At 68.7% G+C, this 12,603-nt stretch carries 11 protein-coding genes; 7 read left to right on the top strand and 4 right to left on the bottom strand.

Going from position 1 to position 12,603, the window contains the following annotated elements; translation table 11 throughout:
- Window position 1: 1 nt before the first annotated feature.
- From ftsA to lpxC, 4 genes are all read left to right on the top strand, one after another.
- Window positions 2-1,330 carry a cell division protein FtsA gene (gene ftsA / locus ASC65_RS12985; RefSeq protein ID WP_056454014.1) on the top strand — a complete coding sequence of 443 codons (1,329 nt, stop codon included), beginning with the start codon at window positions 2-4 and terminating at the stop codon, window positions 1,328-1,330.
- 218 nt (window positions 1,331-1,548) lie between these two features.
- On the top strand, window positions 1,549-4,542 hold the full coding sequence (locus ASC65_RS12980) for a TonB-dependent receptor domain-containing protein (protein WP_056454013.1): 2,994 nt from the start codon (window positions 1,549-1,551) through the stop codon (window positions 4,540-4,542).
- Window positions 4,543-4,797: 255 nt separating this feature from the next.
- Complete coding sequence (ftsZ, locus tag ASC65_RS12975; protein WP_056454012.1) at window positions 4,798-6,375, top strand: cell division protein FtsZ; 1,578 nt, start codon at window positions 4,798-4,800, stop codon at window positions 6,373-6,375.
- Window positions 6,376-6,559: 184 nt separating this feature from the next.
- Complete coding sequence (gene lpxC / locus ASC65_RS12970; protein ID WP_056454011.1) at window positions 6,560-7,459, top strand: UDP-3-O-acyl-N-acetylglucosamine deacetylase; 900 nt, start codon at window positions 6,560-6,562, stop codon at window positions 7,457-7,459.
- Here lpxC and pgeF read toward each other — a convergent pair whose 3' ends face one another.
- The 3 genes from pgeF to lgt are packed head-to-tail and all read right to left on the bottom strand — an operon-like array spanning window position 7,460 to window position 10,210.
- Window positions 7,460-8,230 (bottom strand): peptidoglycan editing factor PgeF, encoded by a 771-nt coding sequence (pgeF, locus tag ASC65_RS12965; RefSeq protein WP_056454010.1) that lies wholly within the window; start codon window positions 8,228-8,230, stop codon window positions 7,460-7,462.
- A 2-nt stretch (window positions 8,231-8,232) separates the two neighbouring features.
- Window positions 8,233-9,321, bottom strand: a complete 1,089-nt coding sequence (locus tag ASC65_RS12960) for a class I SAM-dependent methyltransferase (RefSeq protein WP_056454009.1) — start codon at window positions 9,319-9,321, stop codon at window positions 8,233-8,235.
- 4 nt (window positions 9,322-9,325) lie between these two features.
- On the bottom strand, window positions 9,326-10,210 hold the full coding sequence (lgt, locus tag ASC65_RS12955) for a prolipoprotein diacylglyceryl transferase (RefSeq protein ID WP_056454008.1): 885 nt from the start codon (window positions 10,208-10,210) through the stop codon (window positions 9,326-9,328).
- A gap of 184 nt (window positions 10,211-10,394) precedes the next feature.
- Here lgt and ASC65_RS12950 point away from each other — a divergent pair, with 184 nt between their 5' ends.
- The 3 genes from ASC65_RS12950 (at window position 10,395) to ASC65_RS12940 (ending at window position 12,049) form a co-directional block, all read left to right on the top strand.
- Window positions 10,395-10,670, top strand: coding sequence for an accessory factor UbiK family protein (locus tag ASC65_RS12950; protein ID WP_056454005.1), 276 nt, complete (start codon window positions 10,395-10,397; stop codon window positions 10,668-10,670).
- A gap of 64 nt (window positions 10,671-10,734) precedes the next feature.
- The gene (locus ASC65_RS12945) at window positions 10,735-11,238 is read left to right on the top strand and encodes a YbjN domain-containing protein (protein ID WP_056454000.1); all 504 of its coding nucleotides are present in this window, start codon (window positions 10,735-10,737) and stop codon (window positions 11,236-11,238) included.
- Window positions 11,239-11,242: 4 nt separating this feature from the next.
- Window positions 11,243-12,049, top strand: coding sequence for a pyrroline-5-carboxylate reductase family protein (locus ASC65_RS12940; protein ID WP_056453998.1), 807 nt, complete (start codon window positions 11,243-11,245; stop codon window positions 12,047-12,049).
- Here ASC65_RS12940 and ASC65_RS12935 read toward each other — a convergent pair.
- Window positions 12,046-12,540: a hypothetical protein gene (locus ASC65_RS12935; RefSeq protein ID WP_056453996.1), complete on the bottom strand. Its 495-nt coding sequence runs from the start codon at window positions 12,538-12,540 to the stop codon at window positions 12,046-12,048. The genes ASC65_RS12940 and ASC65_RS12935 overlap by 4 nt on opposite strands.
- Between the last annotated feature and the right edge of the window lie 63 nt (window positions 12,541-12,603).

Here is a 12,603-nt window from a genome sequence, read left to right as displayed (position 1 = left end):
AATGGCCGGACGGTCTGTGGACAAAACTGTGGATGGCGGCCGGAACGCCGCGAGCCGCGCGCCCGTCGTGGCGGCGCTGGACCTCGGCCAGTCGAAGGTCGGCTGCTTCATCATGAAGCCGGACGGCGTGCGCCACGCCGATCGCACCATCCGCGTCGCCGGCGCCGGGCATGTGCAGTCGCGCGGCGTGCGCGGCGGCGGCATCGTCAACATGGACGAAGCGGCTCAGGCCATCGGTCACGCGGTGGAGCGCGCCGAGCGCGCCGCCGGCTCGCCGGTTTCGGGCGTGGTCGTGACCACGGCCATCGGCCAGATGGCCAGCCACCGCGTGCAGGCCCGCGTCTCGCTGGGCCAGAACCCGATCGGCGACGCCGACCTGGCCCGCGCCATCGCCATGGCCCTGGCCCAGATCCGCCTGCCCAACCGCCGTCCGATCCACGTCCTGCCGATCGCCTGGTCGGTCGACGGCGCGCGCGGCGTGCACGACCCGCGCGCGATGCGCGGCCACTCGCTGGGCCTGGACCTGCTGGTGGTGTCCATGGCCGAGAGCGCCTTCACCGCCCTGAGCCACTGCCTCGAGCTGGCGCACCTGGACCTGCAGGGCGTCGTCGCCGCGCCCGTGGCCTCGTCGCTCGCCGCGCTGGAAGACGACGAGATGGATCTCGGCTGCGTCTGCATCGACATGGGCGGCGGCGCGACCTCGGCGGCCGTCTGGGGCGGCCGTTCGCTGTTGCATATCGAGAGCCTCAATGTGGGCGGGGACCACGTCACCGCCGACATCGCCCGCGGCCTGTCGACCTCGCGCGCCGGCGCCGAGCGACTCAAGACCCTGCACGGCTCGGCCATGGCCAGCGCCAACGAAGACCGCGAGATGCTCGAGGCCCCGCCGCGCGGCGAGGACACCTCGGCCGGCCCCGTCGTGGTGCCGCGCGCGATGCTGAAGACCGTCATCGCCCCGCGCGTCGAGGAGACGCTGGAGCTGCTGCGCGACCGCCTGCGCCACGCCGGCGTCGGCCTGGAGCCAGGCGCGGGCCTGGTCCTGACCGGCGGCGCCAGCCAGCTGAACGGCGTGCGCGAACTGGCCGTGCGCGTGTTCGACCGCCCCGTGCGTCTGGGCAAGCCGCAGCGGGCGCCGCACCTGGCCGACGCCGCGTCCGGCCCGGCCTTCTGTTCAGCCGCCGGCGTCCTGCTCCGCGCCGCCTATGGTCCGCGCGAGGCCGTCTCGGCCCGAAAGCTGATGTCGCGACAGATCACCGCAGCCGACGCGCCGCGTGTCCACCGCGGCGGAATTGTGGCCCGAGCCGCCGGCTGGCTCCGCGAAAACCTCTAGGGCGGCCCGGCTCAGAGGCCGAAGACTCGTGGTTTTCGAGGCATTTGCGGCCCTGTAGCTGAACTGTGTCTAGATTGTAACAGCTCAGGCTTCGAATGGTCGCGGATCGGCCACATTAGCTTGTCGGCCTAAGCAATGGCGCCTAGCGTGCCCGTCCGAAACAGATCCGCCTCAAGGCGGGCGTTTGTATGGATTCACATCGGTTGGGGCACCCAAACATGCTGACTAAGCGCAAGTACCTCTTTGGCACGACGATCCTCGCGGGCGTCATGGCCGTCACGGCTCCGGCCTTCGCGCAGACGGCGCAGCCGCGGCCGCAGGCCCAGCAGCCCGCTCCTCAGCCGGCTGAGGACGAAGTCGAGGAAGTCGTCGTCACGGGTACGCGTATCCGCAACCCGGAATACACCGCCGCTTCGCCGGTCTCGGTGATCACCTCGGAACAGACCGATCTGCGCGGCATCCCGGACGTCGCCCAGGCCCTGCTCAACTCGCCGCTCGCGGTCAGCAGCTTCCAGCTGAACGACCAGCTGACCGGCTTCGTCACCGCCGGCGGCGGCGGCACCCAGTCGGTCGCCCTGCGCGGCGCCGGCCCGCAGCGCACCCTGACCCTGCTGAACGGCCGTCGCGCCGGTCCGGCCGGTACGCGCGGCCAGGTTCAGGCCTTCGACCTTGGCGTTATCCCGGGCTCGCAAGTTGAGCGCACCGAAATCCTGAAGGACGGCGCTTCGTCGATCTACGGTTCGGACGCGGTCGCCGGCGTGGTGAACATCATCACCAAGCGCGACCTCGACGGCGGCTCGATGAACGTCTTCTACAGCCAGCCCTTCGAAGAGGGCGGCGAGCAGCTGCGCCTGGACGGCACGTTCGGCAAGACGTTCGACCGTGGCTACGTCAACATCGCGGCCGAGTACTCGGAAACCAGCATCCTGCGTCGCCGTGACCGCGACTACACCAGCTGTACCTCGGACTACCTGTTCAACCCGACGACCGGCGACCGCGTCGATTACATCGATCCGTTCACCGGCGAGTTCAAGTGCTATAACCAGAACACGAACTACGTCTCGCTGCTGACTTCGGGCCAGAACATCGTCCGCCGTATTCCGGGCTACACCTACCCGACCGCCGCTCAGGGCAACAACGTCCCGGCCGCGTTCGCTGGCGAGTGGGCGCGCTTCAACCGCGCCGGCTACCCGGGCACCTACCTCTACACCCCGAGCGACAACGAGTACTGGCAGAACGCTTCGGTGATCAGCCCGGCCGAGCGTTACTCGGTGAACCTGAACGCAGCCTACGAGCTGAGCGACAATGTCGAGCTGTACGGTGAGTTCCTGTACAGCCACCGTGAGTCGAGCCAGGTCGGTTCGGCCCAGGTGTTCCAGAGCTTCGCTCAACGGAACATCGTCAACGGCGCCCCGAACAACCTGCCGGCCTCGAACCCGAACAACCCGTTCGGTCAACCGGTCCAGACCGTCGGCGTGTACGAGTCCAGCTCGTTCCAGGAAATCGACTACTACCGCGGCGTGGTCGGCCTGCGCGGCACCGTGGGTGACTGGGACTGGGACATCTACGGCCAGTACTCGCTGTCGGACGCCAACTACAACAACGGCCCGCGCATCTACCTGGACCGCTTCCTGGCCCTAAACAGCCCGAACGTGGCCTGCGAGCAGAACCCGGTGGGCGGCAACGTCTCGAACTTCAACTGCGCGGACCTGCCGGGCGGCATCCCGTGGACCAGCGAGCGCATTGGGCGCGGCAACTACACCGAGGCCGAGCGCAACTTCCTGTTCTTCACCGAGAACGCGACCACCACCTATGAGCACGCCTACCTCGAGGGCGTGGTCAGCACCAACTCGCTGTTCACCCTCCCGGCCGGCGACGTCGGCGCCGCCTTCGGTGCTCAGATCCGTCGTGAAGAGCTCGACGACACGCCTGGCCCGCAGGCGATCGCCCGCAACACGGCGCTCTACACCACGGCCGGCCGCACCGCCGGTTCGGACACCATCAAGGAAGTCTTCGGCGAACTCGACCTGCCGCTGCTGGCCGATCTCCCGATGGCTCACCAGGTGAACCTGAACGTCTCGGGCCGCTTCTCGGACTACGACTCGTACGGTGAAAGCTCGACCTACAAGGCGGGCCTGAACTGGGCCTTCACGCCGGAAGTCCGCGCTCGCACCAGCTACGGCACCTCGTTCCGCGCCCCGGCGCTGTACGAACAGTTCCTCGGCGCCCAGGTCGGCTACAGCGGTCAGACGATCGACCCCTGCTACGACTACACGAACAACGACAGCATCGAGCCGGCCGTTCTCGCCGGTTGTATCGCGGACGGCGCGTCGACCACCCTCGGCGGCTCCAGCGTCGCCGTGTCGTCGGTCGGCGGACGTGACCTGCTGGACGCCGAAACGGCCAACAGCTGGACCGTCGGCTTCGTGATCACCCCGCAGGACATGCCGATCAGCGTTGCGGTCGACTACTACGAGTTCGAGATCAACGACGCGGTCAGCCAGCTGGGCGCGAACGAGATCATCACCCGCTGCTACCGCGGCCAGACCGACTTCTGCAGCCTCTTCACCCGCGTTCGCACCGGTGACCCGGCTGCGATCGGCAAGCTGGCCACCGTCGACAACGCCTATACGAACGTCGCCGAGCAGACCAACCGCGGCGTCGACCTGCAAGTTCGCTGGTCGGAAGAGTACTCCTTCGGTCGTCTGACGATCGAAACCGCTCACAACTTCAAGCTGGAAGACACCGAAACCGTCGTGAGCGACACCGACTCGTTCCTCGGCGACACCTTCAACTTCGGTGGTCCGGCCTACGCGGGTAACCTCTACGTCACCCTGACCCGCGGCGATTTCTCGTACTTCTACGGCATCGACATGATCGGCCGTGGCGACGACATCGAGGAGCAGGGCGGTTCGGAGATCCTGTACAACTCGAAGTACGCGGACGTCGTGAACGGCATCACCAACACGAACTGCACCCTGCCGAACAACGCCTGCGTGCTCTACAACTTCGAAACGCCGTTCTACGCGACGCACTCGGCCTCGATCCGTTACCGGAACGACCGTTGGAGCGCCTCGCTCGGTGTCCAGAACCTGTGGGACGAAGCGCCTCCGGCGGCGGGCGTCGGCCTGTTCCGCACCGGCAACGCCGCGCTGAACGGCTACGACATGCGCGGTCGTCGTCTGTCGCTGCGCCTGGGCGTGAACTTCTAAGCCTGGCGTTACTGCCTGGAGTTATCTCCAGAACGGATAAGGGCGGCTCGCAAGAGCCGCCCTTTTTCGTGGTCGCGGTGGAAAACTGCAGTGAAGGTTAATGATTTCCGTGGCCCCCGGCCCGACTCAGCCTATCCGGTAACACTCTCTTAAGCAGATGAGGTGCTTCCTTAACGCGCTCATAACCAATGCGAATCGGCGGGGATTTCGCATCGGTGGCGTCAAGGGCAGGGTCGGATAAGGTCGGATAAGAAAATGTCTCTCTCGCTGGTGCGTCCGCAAAACACGGAACTGAAGCCCCGGATCGTCGTCTTCGGCGTCGGGGGAGCCGGCGGCAACGCCGTCAACAACATGATCGATGCGGGTCTGGAGGGCGTCGAGTTCGTCGTCGCCAACACCGACGCGCAACATCTGTCGTTCGCCAAGACCGACCGACGCGTCCAGCTGGGCGAGACCATCACCCAGGGCCTGGGCGCGGGCGCCCACCCCGAGGTCGGCATGAACGCCGCCGAGGAATCGGCCGACGAAATCTACGGGCACCTCGACGGCGCCCACATGGTGTTCATCACCGCCGGCATGGGCGGCGGCACCGGCACCGGCGCGGCCCCCGTCATCGCCAAATGCGCCCGTGACCGCGGCATCCTGACCGTCGGCGTCGTCACCAAGCCCTTCACCTTCGAAGGCCGTCACCGAATGCGCCTGGCCGATGCGGGCATCGCCGAGCTGCAGCGCTACGTCGACACCCTGATCGTCATTCCGAACCAGAACCTGTTCCGCGTCGCCAACGAGCGCACGACCTTCGCCGACGCCTTCGGCATGGCCGACCAGGTGCTGCACTCGGGCGTCCGTTCGATCACCGACCTGATGATCCTGCCGGGCCTGATCAACCTCGATTTCGCCGACGTCCGCGCCGTCATGTCCGAAATGGGCAAGGCGATGATGGGCACGGGCGAGGCTTCGGGCGAGGACCGCGCCCTGCAGGCGGCCCAGAACGCCATCGCCAACCCGCTTCTGGACGAGACCTCGCTGAAGGGCGCCAAGGCCGTGCTGGTGAACATCACCGGCGGCATGGACATGACCCTGCTGGAAGTCGACGAGGCCGCCAACGCCATCGCCGGCGAAGTGGACGCCGACGCCAACATCATCTTCGGCGCCGCCTTCGACCCGGCCCTGGACGGCAAGATCCGCGTCTCGGTCGTGGCCACGGGCATGGAAGACCTGTCGGCGATCAAGGCTCCGCCGGCCACGGCGTCCTCGACCTTCGACGCCCGTCGTCCGACCAGCTACAGCCCGTCGCGCATCGATCCGATCCGTCCCGAGCCGATCCGCGAGCCGGTCCGCGCCGAGGTCGCCCGCACGCCCGAGCCGGCCCCGATCGTCCCCACCTTTCAGGCCGCCCGCGCTGAAGCGCGGGTAGAGCCCCGCCCGGAGCCGGTGATCCACGTCGCCGAAGAGCGGAAGCTTGAGCCGATCGTCGATCCGTGGGTCGAGGAATACGAAGCCTCGCCGCGCACCGCCGCCCAGGCGCCGGCCGCCCAGGGCGACCTCTACGCCGAGCGCTACGAGCGTCCGGCCGCCGAGCGCGCCCCCGAGCCGGTCGAGAGCCGGCGCGAAGAGCCGGCCTATGACGACCACGACGACCGGGATCACCGGAAGTCGGGCTGGAGCCTGTTCGGCCGCAAGCGCCAGCAGCAGCCGACCTATCCCGCCGCCGGTTCGCGGCAGACTGAAATGCGGGCCACCAGCCAGGCGCAGCCCGCCCCCGAGCCGGAGCTCGGGGAAGCCGAGGACGATCTCGAGATCCCGTCCTTCCTGCGTCGCCTGGCCAACTAAGAAACGATCGCACCGTCGACGCCGCCCCGGAGCCCCGCGCTCCGGGGCGGTTTCGCGTTCGGTAACCATGAGCGAAACAATCCGAAACCCGACTTTCATTTTCGGGTGGCGCGGGGACCGGTAGACGGTTCCTGGGGCGAACTCCGCACGTAGAGGCGGGACGCAGAAGCAGAGAGTTTGAGTTTTGACGGTCCGTACCGACCATCACCAGAAGACGACCGTCGCGCCGGCTATTATCGCCGGCGTGGGCGTGCACACGGGCGACCGCGTGCGCCTGGCCGTGCGCCCGGCTCCGTCCGGCACGGGAATCGTCTTCGTGCGCACCGACATCCAGGACCGTGACAACCGCATTCCGGTCTCGGGCGAGGCCGTGGTCGACGCTCGCTTGAACACCATGATCGAGAACGCCGACGGCGTGCGCCTGTCGACGATCGAGCACCTGATGGCCGCCTTCGCCGCCCTGGGCGTGTCGAACGCCGTGGTCGAGGTGGATGGTCCGGAGCTGCCGATCCTCGACGGTTCGGCCCTGCCGTTCGTCCAGTTGCTGGACCGCGCCGGCTTCCGCCGCCAGGAGGCCCCGGTCCGCTACATCGAGATCCTCGAGCCGATTCGCGTCCAGGACGGCGACAAGTCCGCGGTCCTGCTGCCGTGCGACCGCTACGAGATGCGCTTCGAGATCGACTTCGCCACGCCGGTGATCGGCAACCAGGTGGTCGACTTCGTGGTGGATGAGGAAACCTTCCGCAACGAGATCATGGCCGCCCGCACCTTCGGCTTCGCCCATGAGGTCGAGGCCCTGCGCCGCGCCGGCCTGGCCCGCGGCGGTTCGCTGGAAAACGCCGTGGTCATCGACGGCGACGAGATCCTGAATCCGGGCGGCCTGCGCATGGAGCGGGAGTTCGTGAAGCACAAGGCGCTGGACGCCATCGGCGACCTGTATGTGCTCGGCGCCCCCCTGCTGGGCCGCTACGAGGGCGTCAAGGCGGGCCACGCCATCAACAACCTGCTGGTCCGCGAACTGCTGGCCAATCCGCAGGCCTGGCGCGAGGTGGTGCGCGTGCCTGAAATGGCGATGGCCGGCTGATCAGCCCAGGCTGATCGCGCTCATCATCCGGCCGAAGTCGGCCTCTCCGTCCAGGTGGGCGCGGCGGTTCGAGAAGAAGCGGGCCCCGTCGATGCGGGTGTCGTGGCCGGTCCAGGCGGCGTCGCCGACTCCGGCCTGCTCCAGTCTCCACAGCACGAAGGCGGGCAGGTCGAACAGCCGCTTGTCCGGCGCGACGCCGGGCGAGAAGAAGCGGGCGCTGCCGGCGTCGTGGTGTTCGAACCGCTCCTGGAAGTCGGCCCCGACTTCGTAGCTCTCCAGGCCTATGCAGGGGCCGACGACGGCGACCATGCGGTCGGGCCGGGCGCCCAGCGCCTCCATGGCGGCGACCGTGGAATGGACGATGCCGCCCAAAGCGCCTTTCCAGCCCGCATGGGCCGCGCCGACCACGCCGGCCTCGGCGTCGGCCAGCAGGATCGGGGCGCAGTCGGCGGTCAGGACGCCGCAGATGACGCCCGGGACCGCGGTGACCGTCGCGTCGCCCTCGGGTCGTTCGCCCTTCCAGCCGGCCTCGGCGACGCGGACGACGGCGGAGTGGATCTGGTAGCAACTGGCCAGATCGTCGGCGGTCCCGCCGAACCATCCGGCGAGGCGGGCGCGGTTCTCGGCCACGGCGGCCGGATCGTCGTTCGACCCGACGCCGACGTTGAGACTGTCGTAGAGGCCGGTCGAGACGCCGCCCTGGCGTGTGAAGAAGCCGTGGCGCACGCCGGCGCCCTCCAGCAGGGCGTGGGTGATGGGGGTCAGGCTCATGGTCAGGCCTCGAAGCCCGGGACCACGAGGGAGCGGGGCGAGAAGATCGCGCAGGCCTTGAACAGGGTCCCCATCTGATCGTCTCCGGTCAGGCGGTCGAGCTGTCGGTCGATGACGTCCGCAGCGTCGGGCCGTCCCTGTTTCAACCGGTCGGCGCGCGCTTCGATCCCCAGGAGGCGGAGGAAATCCCCTTGTCCGAGGCAGCCCGAGACATCCGCTCCGGAGTGGACGGCGGCCTCCAGCACGGTCGGGAAGTCGGCCCACTGGGTCAGGTCGGCTTCTCCAGGCGTGGCCAGGGGGTCGACCTTCTGGTGGCGGCGCAGGGCCTGCAGGGTGTCGCCGGCTTCGGGCCGGGCGCGGCCGTAGTCGATGAGCAGGGCGGCGCCGCCGGCCGCCTTGACCAGGGTCGCCAGATCGCGCCCGAAGGCGGCCTGCTGGTCGGAGATCTCGACCGTCTGGCCGGGCTCGACGTCGAAGGCCGGGCGCTTGAAGGCGCTAGTGATGCGGACCAGTCCGAAGGTCAATGCGCCGGCGTCGTCGACGCCGACACGACGCTCGGCCCAGCCGTCCTCGGTGCGAACGAACTGGCGCGCGGGCAGGCAATCCAGCACCTCATTGGCGACCAGGATCACCGGGGCGTCGGTCTCGATGCGGTCCAGCGACGAGACCCAGCGCGGATGGACGTCGCTGTCGGCCAGCATGCGGGCCTGGGCGGCGCGCAGCGGCGGGCTGGGCTCGATAAGGACCAGGTCGACGGACTGGAGGAAGTCCGGGGCCAGACGGGCGGCGCGCAGGGCGTCGGCCATCAGCGTGCCGTCGCCGGGGCCGACCTCGACCAGCCGAACCCGCTCGGGCGCGCCAAGGCGATGCCACAGCTCGATCGCCCACAGGCCGATCAGTTCGCCGAACATCTGGCTGACCATCGGGGCCGTGATGAAGTCGCCGGTCGCGCCGATGGCGGGCCGGGTCGAATAGTAGCCGGCCTCGGGATCGTGCAGGCAGCGGGTGACGTAGTCGGCGATCGACATCGGGCCCGTCAGGGCGATCTCCCGGGCCAGTCTGTCCTTGAGGGGGAGGGCGGGCGCGGCCATCGGATCAGGCCGTCGCTTCGACCGGAGGCCGCTTCCAGGCGCGCCAGATCAGCCAGGCCCCGATGATCATCATCGGCACGGACAGCATCATCCCCATGGTCAGGCCGAACGGCAGCTCGGACAGCTTGCCGGCGTCGGGCTGGCGCACATTCTCAAGCGAGGCGCGCACCAGGCCGTAGCCGAGCAGGAAGATGCCGGTAACATAGCCGGGCTTGGCCAGCAGGCGGCCCTTGAACACGGCCAGCCACAGGATGACGGCCAGCAGTGCGCCTTCGAGAGCGGCTTCATACAGCTGGCTGGGGTGGCGCGGGATCAGCAGTTCGGGCGGGCAGCCGCCGCCGTACAGCTTGGCGATGTGGCTGTTGCAGAAGACCATGCCCCAGGGGGCGTCGGTCGGGCGACCCCACAGTTCGCCGTTGATGAAGTTGGCGATGCGGCCGAAGAACAGGCCGATCGGCACCACGGGGGCGACGAGATCGCCGAGGCTGAGCAGACGGATCTTGTGCTTCCAGGCGAACCAGACGATCGCCAGGGTCACGCCGATCAGGCCGCCGTGGAAGGACATGCCGCCGTCCCAGAGGCGGAACAGGGCCAGGCGGTCCCCCATCTCGGGTCCGGTGAAGATCTGGGCGTACAGCGACGGCTTGTAGAACAGGGCGTAGCCGAGGCGGCCGCCGCCGATGATGCCGAGGGTGATCCACAGCACCAGGTCGTCCAGTTGGAGCGAGGTGACCGGCGGCTTCCCCGGCGCCCATACGGCGATGTTCTTGGCCAGTCGGCTCGCGTACCACCAGCCCAGGACGATGCCGGCGACATAGGCGAGGGCGTACCAGCGGATGTCCAGGGGGCCGATGCTGAACAGCACCGGATCGAACTCGGGGAAGGGCACGGGCGCTCCTGACGGCTGACTTCGAGGCGAGGTTTAGCAAGCGTCGCCGCCGCCGTCCCTGAAATTTCGGACAGGCGACAGGGCGACCAAATCAGGCCATGAGTGAAGTATACCGCAAGGTTTCGTTCACCATATCCCGCAACCATCCTTAACGAAGTTCGCTTGTTCGAGTCGGAGACGTTTGATGCAGACACGCAATCCCATCCTCGACGAGTTCGCGAAACTGACCACGGGCGCCATGGGACTGGCCCAGGCGGCGGGCGAGGAGGCCAAGACGGCCTTCCGTTCTCAGGCGGATCGCTTTGTCGCGGACATGGACCTGGTGCGCCGGGACGAGTTCGATGTTCTGAAAGCGGAAATTGCGGCGTTGCGGGCGGAGATCGCGACCCTGAAGGCGGCGAAGAAGCCTCAAAAGGGAACGTCCACAGCGGCAACTCCCGCACAGGACGCAGCCGGTTGAGCCGAATCTGCGAACCCGCATACCGTTTCCTGAGAGGGCGTGAGTCGCGCCCGGAGAATCCTTAATGGACGCTGCACGGCCCGAAGAAGTCGACGTTCCCTACGACCCGCTGGATGTCGTGGAGCACGTTTTGGCGGCCGAAAACCTGCCGTTCGACCGCACCGACGAAGGCGATCTCGCCTTCGCCCTCGCCGGCGACTGGAAGGACTATGAGCTGTGGTTCGCCTGGCGACCGGAAGGCGACTGCCTGCAGCTGTGCTGCGCCCTGGACCTCCAGGCTTCGAAGTCCAAGCGGGCGGCGGCGTATGAGCTTGTCGGCCTGATCAACCAACGTACCTGGATGGGCCATTTCGAGGTCTGGGCCGAGGACGGCGAGATCGTCTTCCGCCACTCCCTGGCCCTGCCCATGGGCGAGCGCCCGACCCTGGGCCAGGCGGCCTCGATGATCGACGCCGCCGTCGAGGCGGCGGACCGCTATTACCCGGCGTTCGACTTCATGATCCGCGGATCGAAGAAGCCGCAGGAGGCGATCGACGCCTGCCTGTTCGAGACCGTCGGCACGGCCTGAGGCCATGACAGACACGTCAAAGACCGGCGCCGTGGTCCTGGTGGGCTGCGGCCGCCTGGGCTCGGCGATCGTCGAAGGCTGGCTGGCGACGGGCGCGGTCGATCCGCGCGAGCTGATCATTCTGACGCCGTCGCCGAAGCCGGTCGCCGAGGCGGCGCGGGCGAGGGGAGCGCGGGTCAACCCGCCGCTCGAGGCGCTGCACGACCCGGCGGCCGTCGTCCTGGCGGTGAAGCCGGCGGCGTGGCGCGGGGCGGTCGAGCCCCTGGCCGAGGCGATCGGCCGGCCGAAGGCGGTCGTGTCGGTGATGGCCGGAACGCCGGCCGCGGCGATCGGCGCGGTCCTGAAGAGCCCAGTCGCCCGGGTCATGCCGACCACTGGCGTGGCTCAGGCCCGGGGCGTGGCGGCGCTGTGGGCCGCGGACTCCGGCGCGCGCGAGACGGCGCGGGGTCTATTCGCTCCCATCGCCGACGTGGTCGACTTGGACGCCGAAGAACAACTGGACGCCGCGACCGCGACTGCCGGGTCTGCCCCGGCCTTCATCTACGCCTTCGTCCAGGCGGTGGCGCGCGCCGGGGAAGCTCAGGGACTGCCGGCCGAAGCGGCTGAGCGGCTGGCGCGCGGCGCCCTGGGTTCGGCGGGCGCGGGGCTGGAGACGGGGGAGGGGCTCGAGGCCCTGATCGGCCGCATCGCCTCGCCGGGCGGGACGACGCGGGCAGGGCTGGACGCCATGACGGCGAGCGGCGACCTCGAGCGCGCGGCCGAGGCCGCGGTCAAGGCCGCCGTGGCGCGGGCGGCGCAGCTCCGCGGCTAGCGGGTGACGTAGCGCCCGCCGACCAGGTTGTTGGCGAACCGTTCGTAGGCGCGGTCGGCGTCCTGCCAGGTGCTGAAGCCCCGGACGTCGACGAGATCGTTCGAGAAATAGTCGAACCGGACGGGTTCGACCCGGCCGTCGGCCTGGGTGATCTGACCTTCAATGGCCGCGCCGCCGAGCGAGATGCTGCGATACCAGTCGATATTGGGCTGGTCGGCGATCTGCTGCCGGGTCGGCCGGTTCGGCTTGAGGTCTGTCAGGACCAGATCGATGCGGGCGCCGCTGAGGGCGCCCTTGGTCTCGAGCGTGCGCCGGACGACCTCGGCGAGGCGGTCGGCCTGCTCGCGCACCTCGCGTTCCCCCAGTTCATCGATCTGCTCCTCGACCTCGGGGCCGAGTGTGACGTTGACGCTCTGCGGTTCGGCGAAGGCGGGCGCGGCGGCCATGGCCAGCACGACGGCGAGGGGAGCGGTAAAGGCGAGTCTGCGCATTTGTATCCTCCAAGGCCCTGTCGCCTGGAAAGATGCGCCCTATGGCCCCGCTTCGCCAGAGGG

Origin of the sequence: Brevundimonas sp. Root1279 (genome assembly GCF_001425945.1) — a bacterium.
Lineage (GTDB): Bacteria > Pseudomonadota > Alphaproteobacteria > Caulobacterales > Caulobacteraceae > Brevundimonas.
This window is presented reverse-complemented; position numbering and strand designations above follow the sequence as displayed.

Coding starts and splice junctions, on each gene's coding strand:
- ftsA (WP_056454014.1), top strand. CDS start 2: ATGGCCGGACGGTCTGTGGACAAAACTGTGGATGGCGGCCGGAACGCC.
- ASC65_RS12980 (WP_056454013.1), top strand. CDS start 1,549: ATGCTGACTAAGCGCAAGTACCTCTTTGGCACGACGATCCTCGCGGGC.
- ftsZ (WP_056454012.1), top strand. CDS start 4,798: ATGTCTCTCTCGCTGGTGCGTCCGCAAAACACGGAACTGAAGCCCCGG.
- pgeF (WP_056454010.1), bottom strand. CDS start 8,230: ATGAGCCTGACCCCCATCACCCACGCCCTGCTGGAGGGCGCCGGCGTG.
- ASC65_RS12960 (WP_056454009.1), bottom strand. CDS start 9,321: ATGGCCGCGCCCGCCCTCCCCCTCAAGGACAGACTGGCCCGGGAGATC.
- ASC65_RS12950 (WP_056454005.1), top strand. CDS start 10,395: ATGCAGACACGCAATCCCATCCTCGACGAGTTCGCGAAACTGACCACG.
- ASC65_RS12945 (WP_056454000.1), top strand. CDS start 10,735: ATGGACGCTGCACGGCCCGAAGAAGTCGACGTTCCCTACGACCCGCTG.
- ASC65_RS12940 (WP_056453998.1), top strand. CDS start 11,243: ATGACAGACACGTCAAAGACCGGCGCCGTGGTCCTGGTGGGCTGCGGC.
- ASC65_RS12935 (WP_056453996.1), bottom strand. CDS start 12,540: ATGCGCAGACTCGCCTTTACCGCTCCCCTCGCCGTCGTGCTGGCCATG.